This window comes from Streptomyces sp. B1I3 (assembly GCF_030816615.1).
Lineage (GTDB): Bacteria > Actinomycetota > Actinomycetes > Streptomycetales > Streptomycetaceae > Streptomyces.
Map to the genome: position 1 here is coordinate 1,458,054 of NZ_JAUSYD010000001.1, position 14,981 is coordinate 1,473,034.

Annotated in this window: 12 protein-coding genes and 1 pseudogene; 5 read left to right on the plus strand and 8 right to left on the minus strand. The window is 73.7% G+C overall.

The window, feature by feature from the left end; all coding sequences use genetic code 11:
* Position 1 precedes the first annotated feature (1 nt).
* From QFZ58_RS06845 to ligA, 3 genes are all read right to left on the minus strand, one after another.
* Positions 2–583 carry a hypothetical protein gene (locus QFZ58_RS06845; RefSeq protein ID WP_307124012.1) on the minus strand — a complete coding sequence of 194 codons (582 nt, stop codon included), beginning with the start codon at positions 581–583 and terminating at the stop codon, positions 2–4.
* 59 nt (positions 584–642) lie between these two features.
* The gene (locus tag QFZ58_RS06850) at positions 643–1,482 is read right to left on the minus strand and encodes a rod shape-determining protein MreC (RefSeq protein ID WP_307124013.1); all 840 of its coding nucleotides are present in this window, start codon (positions 1,480–1,482) and stop codon (positions 643–645) included.
* Positions 1,483–1,694: 212 nt separating this feature from the next.
* On the minus strand, positions 1,695–3,794 hold the full coding sequence (gene ligA, locus QFZ58_RS06855) for an NAD-dependent DNA ligase LigA (protein WP_307124014.1): 2,100 nt from the start codon (positions 3,792–3,794) through the stop codon (positions 1,695–1,697).
* A gap of 237 nt (positions 3,795–4,031) precedes the next feature.
* Here ligA and QFZ58_RS06860 point away from each other — a divergent pair, with 237 nt between their 5' ends.
* From QFZ58_RS06860 to QFZ58_RS06870, 3 genes are all read left to right on the plus strand, one after another.
* A complete protein-coding gene (locus QFZ58_RS06860) occupies positions 4,032–4,967 on the plus strand; it encodes a DUF1996 domain-containing protein (protein WP_307124015.1) in 936 nt (311 codons plus the stop codon).
* 82 nt (positions 4,968–5,049) lie between these two features.
* On the plus strand, positions 5,050–5,670 hold the full coding sequence (locus tag QFZ58_RS06865) for a DUF305 domain-containing protein (protein ID WP_307124016.1): 621 nt from the start codon (positions 5,050–5,052) through the stop codon (positions 5,668–5,670).
* Positions 5,671–5,738: 68 nt separating this feature from the next.
* The gene (locus QFZ58_RS06870) at positions 5,739–6,791 is read left to right on the plus strand and encodes a LacI family DNA-binding transcriptional regulator (protein WP_307124017.1); all 1,053 of its coding nucleotides are present in this window, start codon (positions 5,739–5,741) and stop codon (positions 6,789–6,791) included.
* A 218-nt stretch (positions 6,792–7,009) separates the two neighbouring features.
* Here the strand turns inward: QFZ58_RS06870 and QFZ58_RS06875 are convergent.
* A pseudogene (locus tag QFZ58_RS06875) lies at positions 7,010–9,178 on the minus strand (alkaline phosphatase family protein); the annotation flags it as partial.
* A gap of 389 nt (positions 9,179–9,567) precedes the next feature.
* Between QFZ58_RS06875 and QFZ58_RS06880 the strand changes: the two are divergent.
* Together QFZ58_RS06880 and QFZ58_RS06885 are read left to right on the plus strand one after the other, a co-directional pair.
* Positions 9,568–10,344: an MBL fold metallo-hydrolase gene (locus QFZ58_RS06880; protein WP_307124018.1), complete on the plus strand. Its 777-nt coding sequence runs from the start codon at positions 9,568–9,570 to the stop codon at positions 10,342–10,344.
* Positions 10,341–10,961, plus strand: coding sequence for a DedA family protein (locus QFZ58_RS06885; protein ID WP_307124019.1), 621 nt, complete (start codon positions 10,341–10,343; stop codon positions 10,959–10,961). The genes QFZ58_RS06880 and QFZ58_RS06885 overlap by 4 nt, the downstream gene beginning before the upstream one ends.
* A gap of 16 nt (positions 10,962–10,977) precedes the next feature.
* Here the strand turns inward: QFZ58_RS06885 and QFZ58_RS06890 are convergent, their stop codons facing one another.
* The 4 genes from QFZ58_RS06890 to QFZ58_RS06905 form a co-directional block, all read right to left on the minus strand.
* A complete protein-coding gene (locus QFZ58_RS06890) occupies positions 10,978–12,003 on the minus strand; it encodes an MBL fold metallo-hydrolase (protein WP_307124020.1) in 1,026 nt (341 codons plus the stop codon).
* A 13-nt stretch (positions 12,004–12,016) separates the two neighbouring features.
* Entirely contained in the window at positions 12,017–13,249 is a 1,233-nt protein-coding gene (locus tag QFZ58_RS06895) for an aminotransferase class I/II-fold pyridoxal phosphate-dependent enzyme (protein ID WP_307124021.1), read from the minus strand.
* A gap of 98 nt (positions 13,250–13,347) precedes the next feature.
* Positions 13,348–14,196, minus strand: coding sequence for an SMP-30/gluconolactonase/LRE family protein (locus QFZ58_RS06900; RefSeq protein ID WP_307124022.1), 849 nt, complete (start codon positions 14,194–14,196; stop codon positions 13,348–13,350).
* On the minus strand, positions 14,193–14,966 hold the full coding sequence (locus tag QFZ58_RS06905; protein ID WP_307124023.1) for an IclR family transcriptional regulator: 774 nt from the start codon (positions 14,964–14,966) through the stop codon (positions 14,193–14,195). The genes QFZ58_RS06900 and QFZ58_RS06905 overlap by 4 nt, the downstream gene beginning before the upstream one ends.
* Positions 14,967–14,981 lie beyond the last annotated feature (15 nt).

Sequence of the window (14,981 nt, forward strand, 5' to 3'; positions counted from 1 at the left end):
CTCAGAGGGTGCGGGACGACGGGTCTGTGGAGCAGGACCGGCGAAGGGCCGGCTGACCGGCCCTCTCCGTGGGAGGGCCCCGCACCCCGGGCAGCTTCGTCCTGCTGCGGCCGGGGGCGCGGAACACGGCGCCTGCCACCCCCCGGCGCACGGCGCGCGGGACGAGCAGGGCGGGGGCGCGAGGCGGCAGCGCGCCGTGGCCGGGCGGGGGGAAGTGCTGCGGGGCGTGCGGGCGGTCGGATCCTGCGCGGGGGCCGGGCGCCGGCGCGGTCTCGGCCGGCCACGCAGAGGCCGCCGCTTCGGCCGGCGCGGAAACGACGAGGCCGGGCGGGACGGAGCGCCGGTCACTCCGGGTGCCGGCCGCGAGGGCGGCGCCGGCTGTCGGCGACGCGAGGGCCGTGATGACGGTGGCGGTGTTCGCCGGTGCGGGCCCGGGCGCTGACCCGGGAAGCTCAGGTCCAGGAAGTGCGGCCCCGGGCGCGTGCCCGGTGAGTCCCCGGACGGGGAGGACGGCGTAGTCGGCGGGCGCGCCGCCGACGACGATGAGGACGGCGAGCAGGAGCGCGGCGAAGGCGTCGCGCACCCGGGCGCCCGGCCGCCCCCCTGGGGGCGCGTTTCCCCGGGGCGCCCCCGGGAAGGGGCTCACCTCAGCCGGCCCGGGAGTGCGGACGCCGCAGGCGTACCGGCGTGGTGCAGTACGGAGGCCAGGATCAGCCCGGCACCCCGTACGACCGCGGTCGAGGGGTCCTCGTCGAGACGCACCCGCACCCCCAGGCGTCCCGCGATCCGGTGGGTGACGTCGGGGCGCAGCGCACCGCCTCCGGTGAGCACGGGGCCCCGGCGCAACGCGCCACGTACCGCTCCGTGCTTGTCCTGCCGCCACATGCCCATGATCATGTCGAGCACGTTCCGGACGAGTTCCGCAGGCAGCGCGGCCGGCTCCAGGTCACTCAGGCCCGTTTCGGCCTGGCGGGCGTCGGCGACCAGCCCGTCGACGAGCAGCGTGACCTCGGTCAGCTCGGCGCCCATGTCGACGACGAGCAGCGGCCCCCCGGCGCCCGGCCCGGTACAGGCCGCGGCTGCCCGGGCACTGTCGAGGACCACGACGCCGGACGGACCGAGCGCCTCGAGCAGTTCCCTCGCCAGGCCGCGGTGTTCCGGTCCGGCCAGCACCGGATGGCTGAGGACGATCACGCTGCCGTGACGGTCCTCGCCCAGCGTTCTGTCGGCGAGGCGCCGGAGCAACCTGCCGCAGGCCTCCGGGTCGACGATGCGGCCACGCCGGACCGGCCGGCCGGTCCCGTCGTCCCATGAGGAACCCGGGACGAGTCCCTGCCCGGGAACCCAGGCCCGCGCCGCCGAGCTGCCCAGATCGATGGCCAGCCCACGTGAGGCTCCGTGGTGGTGCGCCTCATCGGCGTGCCCGCCATGCCCCAAGTGGACCGGCCGGCCGCGCCGCCGTCCGTCGCGCACAGAACGCATCGCCCCTCGCCCCCGGCTTGACGCCGCAGCCGCTCACCACTCACTGACCCGCTGATAGCGAGGCATGACCGAACCCTCACTATGCAATATCGGGCATGGGAACGCCACTGCTTCGATGATTCCAAGGACGACGAGGTAGGGGCCGACGAGCGCCCGCCCGACCCGGCAGGGGGAGCCAACGGGCGCCCGCCCCTCACCGTCTCGTGTCCCTGTCACACCTGCGGAGTCAGGAAGTCCGAGATCAGCTCCGCGAACGCGTCCGGCGAGGTGATCGTGACGCCCAGGTCCTCGGCCTTGGTCCGCTTGGATCCGGCCTTCTCCCCGGCCACCAGCAGACTCGTGCGCTTGGAGACGCCGGAGGAGGACTTCCCGCCGGCGCGCTCGATCAGTTCGTTCATCTCGTTGCGTGAGAGCTTCTCCAGGGCGCCGGTCATGGCGCCGGTGACCACCACGGTCATGCCGTCGAGCGGCAGCCCGCCCGGCCGGTCCCCGGCTCCTTCCTCGCCCTCCGCAGCGGCCCCGGGCTCCGGCGGAGGAGTGGCTCCCGGCTCCGTCATGTTGACCCCGGCCGCCACCAGCTTGCCGATCAGCGGCGCAAGCTCCCCGAGTTCCGTGACGACCGCCGCGGCCTTCTCCTTGCCGATGCCGTCGACCTGCTGCAGCGTCTCGGCGTCGGCGGCGACGATCCGGTCCATCGTCGCGAAGTGGCGGGCGATGCGGCGGGACATGGAACGGCCCGTGCCGCGGACGCCGAGGGCGCAGAAGACGCGGGAGAGCGGGCGGCCCCGGGCCGTGTCGATGGCGGCGAGCAGCTTGTCCGTGGAGGTCTCGCCCATCCGTTCCAGCGAGAGCAGCTGCTCCCGTTCGAGCGTGAAGAGATCGGCGAGGTCCTGGACGAGGCCCGCCTCGACGAGCTGGACGACCCTGGTGCCGCCGAGGCCCTCGATGTCGAGCTGGTCGCGCCCCGCGGCGTACGACACGGAGGCGACCAGGCGGCAGTCGCGGCCACGGACGCAGCGCCAGCGCTGCTCGCTCGTGTCGATCTCCGAGCCGCACTGCGGGCAGGTCTGCGGGAACTCGATCGGCTTCTCGTCACCCGTCCGCAGGTGCGCCACGGGCGCTTCGATGCGGGGGATGATGTCACCCGCCTTGTAGACCATCACCTGGTCGCCCAGGCGCAGATCGCGGCGGGTGATGTCGGCGGGGTTGTGCAGCGTGGCGTAGCTGACGGTGGATCCGTCGATCTCCACGGGCTCCAGCACGGCGCGCGGCGCGATGATGCCCGTCCTGCCGACGTTCCACTCGACGTCCAGGAGCCGGGTGACCTTCTCCACGGCCGGGAGTTTGTAGGCGATGGCCCACCGCGGGGCCCGTGTCCCGGAGCCGGCGTCGGCCTGGTCGGCCGCGAGGTCCGCCTTGATCACGATGCCGTCGATGCCGAAGGGCAGCGAGGCGCGCAGCGAGGCGATCTCCTCGACCCGGGCCTGCACCTCCTCGACCGTGGAGACGGTGCGCGGCGCCACCGCCGTGTCCGCCGCGGTGTGCACGCCGAGCCCGGCGACGTACTCCAGCAGCTTGCTGTGCGGGAGTTCGGCCAGGGAGGTGGTCGACCCGCCCGAACCGGGCAGCGCCGGCGCGCCGTAGGCGAAGAAGGTCATCTCGACGCGGTAGGGCCGGTCCTTGGCACGCAGGGTGCCCGCCGCGCCGTTGCGCGGATTGGCGAAGGGGGCGCCGCCGTGTTGCGTCCGCGCCGTGTTGGCCTGCTCGAACTGCTCCTCGGTCATGAGGATCTCGCCGCGCACCTCGAGGGTGACGGGAGCGTCCAGCTGCCCGGGAAGGCCGAGCACCGTACCGATCGCGTGCGAGACGTCCTCGCCCGCCGTCCCGTCCCCACGGGTGATCAGCTGCTCCAGACGGCCCTGCCGGTAGCGCGCGGCGACGGCCAGACCGTCGAGCTTGGGCTCCACGCTCCAGGCCGTGACGGGTCTGCCGATCCGGCGTTCCAGGGAAGCGGTCCACGTGACGAACTGGTCGGCGGAGAAGACGTTGTCCAGCGAGAGCATCGGAACCGTGTGGGGCACGTCTCCTACGGCGGCGCCGCCCGCGACCTTTCCCGTCGGCGAGGCGGCCAGCGTCTGATGGGGATGCTCCTGCTCGTAGGCCGCGATCGCCCGCGCCAGCCGGTCGTACGCGTCGTCGTCGAGCGTGCTCTCGCCCGTTGCGTAGTACGCGGCGGCGGCCTGCGTCGCCTGCTCCACCGCGGCGGCATAGGCGGCGGCGTCGGCGAGCGCGACAGCTGAGTTCGTCGTCATGGCCACCATCCTGCCGCCCACCACTGACAATGCCTTCGGCCACACTTCCCACCACGTTGGCGATAGAGCGCTCTCCCATATCCACCTGCGCCAAGTCCATTCAATTTGCAGGTAGTTAGGGGTGGCGTCCGCACACTTGACATGCCTGGGTCACGCTTCTACTTTCGGGCGAGAGAGCGCTCTCTACCGTGATCGGACGACCGGTCAAGGAACCCCACTTCCTCAGTCAGGAGTGCCGTGCTCTTCCGCAACCGACGCACGAGCGAACACCGCGGTCGCAGGACCCTGCCGCCGTGGCGCTACAGAATCGCGGGGCTCGCCGCCGCCGCCCTCGCCCTGTCCTTCGTCCACGCACAGGTGGGCAACGCGGCCGCCGAGCAGAGCCCGCAGAACGCGCCGAAGGCCGCGGCCGACGTCGTGCGCGTCGCCGAGTTCCTCGCCGAGTGCCCCTACACGCACCGGGCCCCCGACGACCCGATCGTGCTGCCCAACCTGCCGGGCGCCTCGCACATGCACAGCTTCTTCGGCAACGTCTCCACGAACGCCCGCTCCGACCTGGCGTCCCTGGAGAGGGCCGGCACCAGCTGCGCGCCGGCCACCGACCTGTCCTCGTACTGGGTGCCCACCCTCTACGACGGCAACAAGGAGGTCGAGCCCACCGGCACCACCTTCTACTACCTCGGGGAGGGCGTTCGGGACGACATCATCCGGACGATCCGGCCCTTCCCCCGTGGTCTGCGGATCGTCGCGGGGAACGCCAAGGCGACCGGCCCCGACGACAACACGATCTCCCGCTGGTCGTGTCTGCACCACGGCGAGGTGAACCCGTCCCACGACTTCGTCAACTGCCCCGCCGGCTCGATGATGGAGTCCTATCTGGACTTCCCGCAGTGCTGGAACGGCCGGGACCTGGACTCGGCCGATCACAAGAGTCACATGGCCTACCCGGTGGGTGGGGCCTGCCCGTCCACCCACCCCGTCCCGGTACCCAAGCTGCGTCAGGTCCTGCGTTACCCGGTCAACGGCGACCCGGCCCGCTTCAGACTGGCATCGGGGCGCGGCTACACGATGCACGGTGACTTCTTCAACGTCTGGCCCGAGGCGGAAATGGCGCAGCGGGTGCGCGACTGCATCAACGCCATCATCAAGTGCGGTGCCAACGGCACTCCCTGACCCCTCGTCCGTCCACACGGCCACCACCGGTGCCTGTCCGGAGCACGCGCTCCGGACAGGCACCCCACCCAAGGACACTGCATTGAAGGCGGCTTCCCACCTCCCGGCGTCGATCCTCGTCCCCCTCCTGCTGCTCCTCACCGCTGCGACGTCCTGCTCCGCCGGGCCTGAAGCCGTTCCCGGGGCCGGCCCGAGGACCGGAGCACACGCCCCCTCGACACCCGGTACCGGGAACCCGACCGACTCCGCGTGGGTCCAGCTGATGGTTCCCATGGACGAACGGGCCCTGTCCCTGCTGGCCCTCGCGGCGCACCGGACCGCCGACCCCCGGCTGCGCCCCTGGGCGGCCGGCCTGCGTACAGCCCTGGCCGCCGAGCTGACGGCACTGCGCCACCTGCGCGACCGGATGGGACTGCCGGACACCGATGTGCACGAGGGGCACGACATGCCGGGCATGGTGACGGACACGGACCTCGAGCGGGCCCGTACGACCGTGGGCGCGCCGTTCGACCGGCTGCTCGTGGACCAGGTCCGCGAGCACTTGCGGCAGTCGCAGCAGGTGTCTCGCTCCGAGACGGCGGCGGGCGGCGACGCCGAGGCCAGGGAACGGGCCCGGGCGCTGGTGGCCGCGCGCCGGGACCAGCTGGCCGCCCTGGCCGAACTCCCCGCACCCCGGCCTCCGGGGCAGGGCGCCGGCGTGTGACCACCGGCAGGGCGCTGACGTGCCGGGACCCTCCACGCCCCCCTCGGGCCACCCGGTATAAAGACTGCATGACTGTCGACGTCCCGCCGCCCCTGCGCCCAGCCACCCTGGAGGACGTGGCCGCGGTGGCGGGCGTCTCCCGGGCCACGGTCTCGCGGGTGATCAACGGCGCTCCCACGGTGGATCCGGCCCTGCGCCAGGTCGTGGAGGAGGCGGTGGCCACCACGGGCTACGTCCCCAACCGTGCCGCTCGTTCACTGGTGACCCGGCGGACCGACTCGATCGCGCTGGTCGTGTCCGAGCGTGAACGGCGCCCGGACTCCGAGCCGTTCGTCGGCCGGATGTTCTCCGACCCGCACTTCGGGCGCGTGGTCGCCGGACTGCTCGAGGTCCTGCGCCCGGCAGGCATCCAGATGGTGCTGATGCTGGCCGACGACGAGGCCTCGCGCAATCAGCTGCTCTCCTACCTGCGCCAGGGCCATGTCGACGGGGTGGTGCTGATCTCGTCGCACGGCGACGACCCGTTGCCCGGCCTCCTCCGTGACACCCGGCTGCCCGCCGTGCTGGCCGCCAGGCCCCGGCGTCCTTCGCCTCTGACCTACGTGGAGGCCGACCAGCGCGCGGGGGCGCAGCTGGCCGCCGACCACCTGGTGTCCCTGGGGCGGCGGCGCGTCGCCACGGTCGCGGGCCCGCAGGACATGCCCGCGGGGCGGGCACGGCTGACCGGCTTCCTGGATGCGCTGACCCGGCACGGCGTCGAGGACGTGGTGAGCGCCGAGGGCGACTTCACCCAGGCGGGCGGGGCCTCGGCGATGCGGCGGCTGCTGGGCGAGCGGCCGGATCTGGACGCGGTGTTCATCGCCTCGGACCTGATGGCGCTGGGTGCCCTGCCCGTGCTGCTGCGGGCGGGCCGGGACGTGCCCTCGGACGTGGCGGTCGTGGGCTTCGACGACAGCAGCGCCGCGGTGGCCTGCGACCCGCCCTTGACGACCGTGCGGCAGCCGGTGGAGGAGATGGCGGCGGAGATGGCCCGGCTCCTGCTGGAGCAGATCGGCAAGCCGGGCGGGCCGGCACCGTCCGTCATCTTCCAGCCGACCCTGGTACGCCGCGATTCGGCGTGACCCGCACCCCTCAGCCGCGGGCGCCAGGCACGACGTCCCCCTCGCCCGGCACGACGACCTCCTCGCCCGGCACGGTGTCCCCCGACCCCGGTACCGCACCGTCCGGGTGAGGCACGGCGTCCCTCGGACCCGGCACACCGTCCCTCAGGCCCCGGCACACCGTCCCTCAGGCCCGGCACACCGTCCCTCAGGCCCGGCACGGCGTCCCTCAGGCCCGGCACCGTGCTGTCCGGGCCCGGCACCGCGTCGACCACGGTCGCGAAAGGTTCGTCCGCCGGCCCGGGACCCATGTAGCTCTCGGGCAGCAGAGGTACCTGGGGCCCGGAGAGTTCCTGCAGCCAGCGCGCCAGCACGCGGTGCACGGACTCGGCGCCCACCGGCTCGGCCGGTATCGCCTCCCCCGGTGCGGCATCCGCCGCCATGGCGTCGAGCGGGTCCGTCAGTGTGCGCGGCCAGAGCAGGAAGGGCCGCGACTGTGCGCCGCCGAGCCCGCCGTGCGAGCCGATCTGCTCCTCGAACGCGTGGACGCGTCCGGTGTCGGGGTCGTACATCGAGTTGACCATGACATCGGCGACGTGCGGGAAACCGTCGGTGCGCCGCACCGCATCCGCTGCCCCCGGCCCGTATCCGGCGAGCGGCCCCTCGTCGTCCCTCAGCTCCGACACCGGGACCTCGGCGCCACCGTGCCCCAGCACCACGGAACCGTGCCGTTCGCTCCGTACGAGCAGGAAGCCGATGCCGGGGTGGTCGGCGAGCGTGCTGAGCAGTGCCGGGTGGCGGCGGTCGAGCTGTTCGCGCGAGGCCCGTCCCTCGATGTCGGGGAAGGACAGCAGCCCGAGGTTGCCCGAGGCGAGCACGACGGGGTCCGACGCCGTGGCGGGGTGTTCCGCCTCCTTGTCGCCGACCGGCCGGTGCAGGGCGATGCGCACGGCGTCCCGGGCCTCGGAGGCACTGCGGGTGCGCTGCGCCCGGCGGGGTACGGTCAGCCCGCATCCCGCCCGTACGAGGTCCTTGAGCGTGAGTCCGTAACGCCCGGCGAAGGTCTCCCCCGGGCTCTGGCCGTGGTCGGAGAGCAGCACGATCCGGTAGGTCCGGGGGGTGTGCTCGGCGACGTCCGTGATCAGGCCGAGCGAGCGGTCGAGGCGCTGGAGGACCTTCTCCGCGTCCCTGCTGTGCGGACCGGAGTGGTGGGCCACCTCGTCGTAGGCGACGAGGTCGGCGTAGACGGCCGTGCGGCCCGCGAACATGTCGCCGATCACGGCCGCGACCACCACGTCTCGTTCGACGACGGTCGCGAAGGCCCTGATGAACGGGTACAGCCCACCGCGCTTGACCCGGGGCGTCACCCTCCGCACCCGGGCCCTGGTGGACTGGCAGACCTCGCGGACCACCTCGGCGACGAAGGAGAGAGCGGTGCGGACCGCGTTGGCGGGGTCGGAGAAGTAGGCGAAGTAGCCGGCGCGCGAGCGGCGCCCCTTTCCCAGCCTGGCGGCCATCGACAGCACGAGGGCGAGCTGGTCGGCGCCGCCGCTGAAGAGGTTGCCCCGGCTCGCCCCGTCGACGGTGAGCAGGCCGCCGTCGTGGGTGCGGGCGATGGCCCTGCGCTGGAGTTCCAGCGCGCTGGCGGGCCTGCTGGAGACCATGACGGTGCCGGTCTCCTTCTCGTACCAGCGGAAGGCGGGCACGTCGAAGTTGCTGCCGTGCAGGATGCCGAGCTGGCTGGCGCCGGTCTGGCTCGACCAGTCCGTGGTCCAGGGCGTGAGCCGGTGGCCCGCCTCGTCGGCCAGCCGGGCGGCCACCGTGGGCATGAGGCCGGCAGCCGCCGCCCGCGCGAGGACGTCGTGGCCCACTCCGTCGAGCTGCACGAACACGATGCCGGGCGGTCCGCCGCGCCCGCCGTCCGCGGTCCCCGGCGTCCCGCTGCGCCGGCGGCGGCGGTCGGCGAGGCGGGAGAGCCTGCGCCGGTAGGCGTCGTCGTCGCGGACCGCCAGGGCGGTGGAGGTCGCCGACGCGACGGCGGACATGACGGCCGCCACGACGACGGCGTTCTCCGGGTCGGCGGCCCCACGCCCGTCCGGGATGAGCCGCAGCGCGAGCAGCAGCAGCGACCCGTTGAGGAAGAAGACGAGCCCGCCCAGCACCAGGGCGGGGACGATGAGCAGCGCCCTGACCAGGACGGGCCATACCAGGGCGGAGAGCAGGCCGAAGGCACCCGCGCCCCAGGCCGCGGTGAACGCGGTCCTCGTGACGCTGTCGCCGTCGCCGGACTGGAGCTGGAAGTCGGGCAGGATGCCGGCGAGCGCCAGCATGGTGAGCGTGGAGACCGCCCACACCGCGACCACGCGCAGGAGGGTGCTTCCCGCCGTACGCCATCGCCCGTCAACCACGCCGTTCCACCTCACGTCCGGGCCCAGGTGTCGGCGTGGGCCCGCGCCCAGCCTTTCACAGCCGGTCCGGACGCCGTCCGGTGGCCGGGAACCGCCGTACCCGGAGGCGGCCTCTACCCGTACGACGCCGGCGACGCCCGCCGTGCCTGCCCCTCCCCGCACGGGCGTCGCGGCCGGATCCTACCCATCGGGCGGCTTCCCGTACCCGCGCGTGCCCGCATCGGAGCCGGCGGGAGGAAGCACACCGGCGTGGCAGGGGCGCGGAACGCATGGGTCGGCGCGTTCGGAACAGGCTGGACGAGGGCCGGGGGCCCGGCACGATGCGAACGGGAGGGCCTACGCTCGTACGCGGACGGCGGCAGCGGCGGCACGGGTGAGGAGGCGGGACGGTGGAGGTCACGTGGTGGGGGCATGCCACCTGCACGATCGAGGACGCCGGGGTCCGGGTGCTGACGGATCCGCTGTTCGTACGGCGCTTCGCGCATCTGCGCCGGCGCCGGGGCGCCGTTCCGCCGCCCGAGGCCGCGGTGGCCGACGCGGTCCTGATCTCCCATCTGCACTCCGACCACCTGCACCTGCCTTCCCTGGCCCGCCTCGCTCCCGGCAGCCTGCTGATCGTGCCGAGGGGTGCCGTCGGGGCCGTGCCGGGTCTGCGGGTGCTGCGCCGGATGCGCAGGCTGCGGATCACCGAGGTCGGCCCGGGCGACGTGGTCCGCGTGGGCGGGGTGCTGATCCGGGCGGTCGTGGCCCTGCACGACGGCCGGAGGCTTCCGGTGGGTCCGCACCGCGTCCCGGCCCTGGGGTACGTGGTAGAGGGTGAGGCGCGCACCTATTTCGCCGGGGACACCGGGCTGTTCGACGGCATGGCCGAAGCGGTGGGGCCGGTGGACGTGGCGCTGCTGCCGGTCGGCGGCTGGGGCCCGAATCTGGGCCACCACCATCTCGACGCCGCCCGCGCCGCCCAGGTCCTGACGTTGCTGGCGCCGCGGTCGGCGGTGCCCGTGCACTACGGCACGTACTGGCCGATCGGGATGGACGCGGTCCGGCCGCACGAGTTCCACTCCCCGGGGGACGAATTCGTCCGGCACGCGGCGCTGGTGGCGCCCGAGGTGGCGGTGCACCGGCTGGGGCACGGCGAGCATGTGAGGCCGGAGGCCCGTAGGTGATACAGGAGTTGGTGCGGCAGCTGCCGACGGCGTCGACCCAGCAGGCCGCGGGCTACCCGACGTTGTTCCTGTTCGTGGCGCTGGGTTCGCTGGTGCCGGTGGTGCCGACCGGGGCGCTGGTGAGCTCGGCCGCCGTGGTGGCGTTCCACCAGACGTCACCGTTCGCCCTGCTCGTGGTGTTCGGTGTGGCCTCGGCCGCCGCGTTCCTCGGGGACGTATGCCTGTACTGGCTGGGGCAGCGCGGGGTGCGGTCCAAGAACGGCTCGCGGTGGCTGAAGGCGATCACCGGACGGGCCGCTCCGGACCGTCTGGCGCAGGCGCAGGAGAAGCTGGAGGAGCACGGCACGGTGGTGCTGGTGCTGTCGCGGCTGGTGCCTGCCGGGCGGATTCCGGTGATGCTGGCCTGCCTGCTCGGCCGGATGCCTCTGCGGCAGTTCGCCCGTGGTGACGTGCCGGCGTGCCTGGCGTGGGCCGTGACGTACCAGCTGATCGGGCTCCTGGGTGGTTCGCTCTTCGCGGAGCCCTGGCAGGGAGTGGTCGCGGCGGTCGTCCTGACGCTGCTGATCAGCGGGACGCCGGCGCTCTGGCGGCGGCTGCGGACTCGCTTCGCGCACTGACCGCCGGCTCCGTGTCTCAAGCGCCCAGGACACGGGAGCCGCCGACCGGCAGGTCCCAGAGGCTGTCGCGGGGGTGACCGGCCCGGCGCCAGGCGGTACGGAGCCGGGTCAGCGGCTCGAGCACGGGTTCGGCCGAAAGAAGGAACGTCGCCCAGTGCATCGGTGCCATCGCCCGGGCGCCGAGATCCTCGTAGGCCTGTACGGCTTCCTCGGGGTCGGTGTGCACGTCCGAGAGCCACCAGCGCGGCTCGTACGCCCCGATCGGCAGCATCGCGAGGTCGAGTCCGGGGTAGCGGCGGCCGATCTCCCGGAACCAGTGGCCGTAACCGGTGTCCCCGGCGAAGTAGATCCGCTGTCCCAGCCCGTCGCCGATCACCCAGCCGCCCCACAGGGAACGGCAGGTGTCCAGCAGGGTGCGCTTGGACCAGTGGTGGGAAGGCACGAAGTCGAAACGGACGCCGTGCAGCTCCGCCGACTCCCACCAGTCGAGTTCGGTGACGCAGGTGAACCTGCGGCGCCGGCACCAGCGTCCGACCCCGGCCGGGACGAAGAGGGGGGTGTCCCTGGGCAGTCTGCGCAGGGTGGGGGCGTCCAGGTGGTCGTAGTGGTTGTGGCTGATGAGGACCGCGTCCACCGGGGGCAGCTCGTCCCAGGCCACGCCGACCGGGGTGATCCTGGCCGGGGTGCCGAGGATGCGGCGCGACCAGACGGGGTCGGTGAGGACGGTGAGCCCGCCGACGCGGACGATCCAGCTGGCGTGTCCGGCCCAGGTGACCGCCGTGGTGTCCACGCCCACGGCGGGCAGCGGTGCGGGCGCGTAGGGCAGCCGGTGGATGCCCCGGAGCCCTTCGGCGTTGGGCCGGAGGGCTCGCTCGCGCGCCAGGCGGGTCATGCCCCTGACACCCGGGAGCGGAGCGGTGAGGCGGTCCGCGAAGCTGCGGGGCCAGGTACGGCGCTCACCGAGCGGGCGCCGCGCGTCGACGGGGCTGCCGATGGGCACGGGGCCGGCACCGGCGGGCGAGCGCTCGGTCTGTTCCGTCATCGAGAGGCTCCCGTCATCGGAGTTCGTCGAGGGCTGCTGCGAAAATGCTCAGTGCTCGGGCGACATGGGGCAATTCCAAGGGCTCCACCGCAGTGAGGGACTCCGTCTGCTCCTGGGGGGTCGAGCCGAGCAGCGGCCCGGTACCGAGCCGCACCCGGAGCGCGCCCAGCTCGTCCCCGAACCGATGGCCGCCGGGGGCGGGGGCGCCGAGTCGCTCCGTCAGGTACTCCTCCAGTTCCATGGAGTCCGTGACGCCCCGGTCGGCCAGCCGGGAACGGAGCGGGCCGAGATCGGCGTAGAGGTGGCGGCCGGCCTGCGGCGGCCTGGCCAGCGCACCGCAGGTGAGCACGGCCCGGTGGGCGGCCGAGGCGACCTGGGCGTGCAGGGCGGCGGCCTGCCTGCTCCGGACGGTCACGGCCTCGGGTTCACCCAGCGCGTGCGCGGCCGCGCGGGCCACGGGTTCCGCGACGAGGGCCCCGAGGGCGGTGAGGACGTCGAGGACGCGGGCGCGCCGGGCGGCCGCGCGTGCGGCGGCCGGGAATCGGGCGACGGCGACCGGCCAGGCGGAGGGGGTCAGCGAACCGGCCAGATCGGTGAGGACGGTGACGTCGTCGGGGCACATCTCGGCGGGACTGACCAGGACGGTGTCGTGGGGCCGGTGCAGCGTGTCGCGCCAGGTCTCGTCACTGACGATGTGCAGGCCCTCGGCGACGGCGGCCTCGCAGGCCTCCCTGACCAGCTCCGGCGGGGCGACGGTCGCGGTCGGGTCGTCGACGACCGAGAGCAGGAGCAGCCGGGGCCTCCCGCCCTCCGCGCGCACTCTGCGGACGGTTTCCAGCAGGGCGTACGGGTCGGGGATGCCGCCGCATTCCGCCGGGGTCGGCACATGGTAGGCGGGCCGTCCGAGCAGGCGCGCCTGCGGCGTCCAGGAGGCCGGGCAGGGGCGGGGCATGAGCACGTCTCCGCCGTAGGCGGCGATCAGCGCGAGCAGGAGGGGCTGCGCGCCCGGGGCGGCGGCGATGTCCTGCGGGGTGCAGTGCAGGCCCCGCCGGTGCCAGTAGGCGCAGGCCGCCTCCCGCAGGCTCGTTCCGCCACCGGGTGGCTCGGGCCTGGGGCAGGCCGCCGACGCGGCCAGTACGCCGGAGAGCTCGGGCAGGACGGGAAGACCGGGGTCGGGCGCCGGGGGGCCGTACCGGACCGGACCGTGGTTCTCCCCGACGGGACGGGACCGCTCGCTCGAGTGCATCCAGGGCCCTCCTCCGCCTGCCGACACCCTCAGGCCCCTTTATACGGAGGTTCTCCGCGGCCCGCCCCCGCACCCGGCCACCGCGGGCGTGCGGAAGGTCATCCCGCGAACGGTGTCCCCGGCAGACCGCGCCCCGCGTCCGGCACCACCAGCAGGGAACCCGACAGCGGATGGGGGGCGTCCTGCCCGGTCCGCGCGGTGGAGATGTACAGGTCACGGAGGTCCGCTCCGCCGAACGCGCACGCGGTGGGCCGCCGCACCGGCAGGCCCACCACCAGGTCCGGCCGGCCGTCAGGGGTGTAGCGCCGCACCGCCGCACCGTCCCAGAAGGCGACCCAGACGCAGCCGTCGGCGTCCACCGTCAGCCCGTCGGGCCATCCGGAGTCAGGCTCCACGGTGACGAACGGGCGACGGTTCGCGACGCGCGGACCGTCCACGTCGAACACGTCGATCCGCCGCGTCGGGGTGTCGATGTAGTACATGAGCCGGCCGTCCGGGCTCCAGCCGGTGCCGTTGCCGACCGTCACCGCGTCCGGGACGACCGTCACCGTGCCGTCCGGCGCGATCCGGGACAGGCTGCCGCCCGCCTCGCGTTCGTCGTACCGCATGGTGCCCGCCCAGAGGGCGCCGTCCGGCGCCACGGCCGCGTCGTTGCCCCGGCGCCCGGGGACGGGGTCGTGGACCAGCCAGGAGAAGGCCCCGTCGGCGTCGTACAGCCCCGTGCCGTCACGCAGGTTGACGACGAGCCCGCCACCGGCCCGCGGTTTGGCCGCACCGACGTGCTGTCCGGTGGTCATGACCGTGCGGCGCCCGGTCGACGGGTCGTACGTGTGGACGCGGGCGGAGAGTATGTCCACCCAGATCAGCCGCCCGGTCGCCGGGTCCCAGGTCGGGCCCTCGCCGAGCTCGGCCTGCTCACGCACGGCCACCTCCCAGGCGGACGTCACGCCTGCCCCCGGTGGTGTCCGAGCCTGCCGGACAGCGCGTCGGCGCCGCCCGAGGCGAGCTGGGCGAGCTCCGCCTCGCGCTCCTCGCTCCAGCGGATCATCGGTACGGAGATAGAGAGCGCGGCGACGACACGGCCGGAACGGTCCCGGACCGGCGCGGCCACACAGCTCACGTCCGGATTGGACTCACGGTGCTCGACCGCTATGCCCCGCTTGCGCACCACGGCGAGCGCGGCCCGCAGCTCCGCGGCGTCGGTGAGGCTGTTGTCGGTCATGGCGACGAGTTCGCGTCCGTCGAGGCGTGCGTCGAGCTCCGCCTCCGGGAGCGCGGCCAGCAGCAGCTTGCCGACGGATGTGCAGTGGGCGGGCAGCTTGCGGCCGGCGGCCGAGACCATGCGGACCGCGTGGGTGGAGTCCACCTTGGCGATGTAGATGACCTCGGTGTCCTCCAGGATCGCCACATGGACCGTCTCACCACAGGTCTCGGCGACCTCGCGGGCCACCTGCTGGCCCTCCGCCGCCAGGTCGAGCTGTTCGGCGTACCGGCTGCCGAGCTGGTACGTGCGCACGCCGAGGCGGTAGCGGCCCGGCTGTCCGGGGACCGTGACCAGGTAGGACCGGGCCGCGAGGGTGGTGAGCAGTTCGTGCACGGTGGTTCGTGGCAGTTGGAGCTTGCGCGTCACCTCGGGAGCGGAGAGGGTTCCCTCGCCCTGGAGGAACAGCTCGAGTACATCCAGCGCCCTGGTCACCGCAGGGACGAGTCGTCCCATGTTCGCCCACCCATC

Excerpts from the sequence above, each read along its gene's own strand:
- ligA (WP_307124014.1), bottom strand. The coding sequence starts at position 3,794 with ATGACGACGAACTCAGCTGTCGCGCTCGCCGACGCCGCCGCCTATGCC.
- QFZ58_RS06905 (WP_307124023.1), bottom strand. The coding sequence starts at position 14,966 with ATGGGACGACTCGTCCCTGCGGTGACCAGGGCGCTGGATGTACTCGAG.
- QFZ58_RS06850 (WP_307124013.1), bottom strand. The coding sequence starts at position 1,482 with ATGCGTTCTGTGCGCGACGGACGGCGGCGCGGCCGGCCGGTCCACTTG.
- QFZ58_RS06890 (WP_307124020.1), bottom strand. The coding sequence starts at position 12,003 with ATGACGGAACAGACCGAGCGCTCGCCCGCCGGTGCCGGCCCCGTGCCC.
- QFZ58_RS06870 (WP_307124017.1), top strand. The coding sequence starts at position 5,739 with ATGACTGTCGACGTCCCGCCGCCCCTGCGCCCAGCCACCCTGGAGGAC.
- QFZ58_RS06895 (WP_307124021.1), bottom strand. The coding sequence starts at position 13,249 with ATGCACTCGAGCGAGCGGTCCCGTCCCGTCGGGGAGAACCACGGTCCG.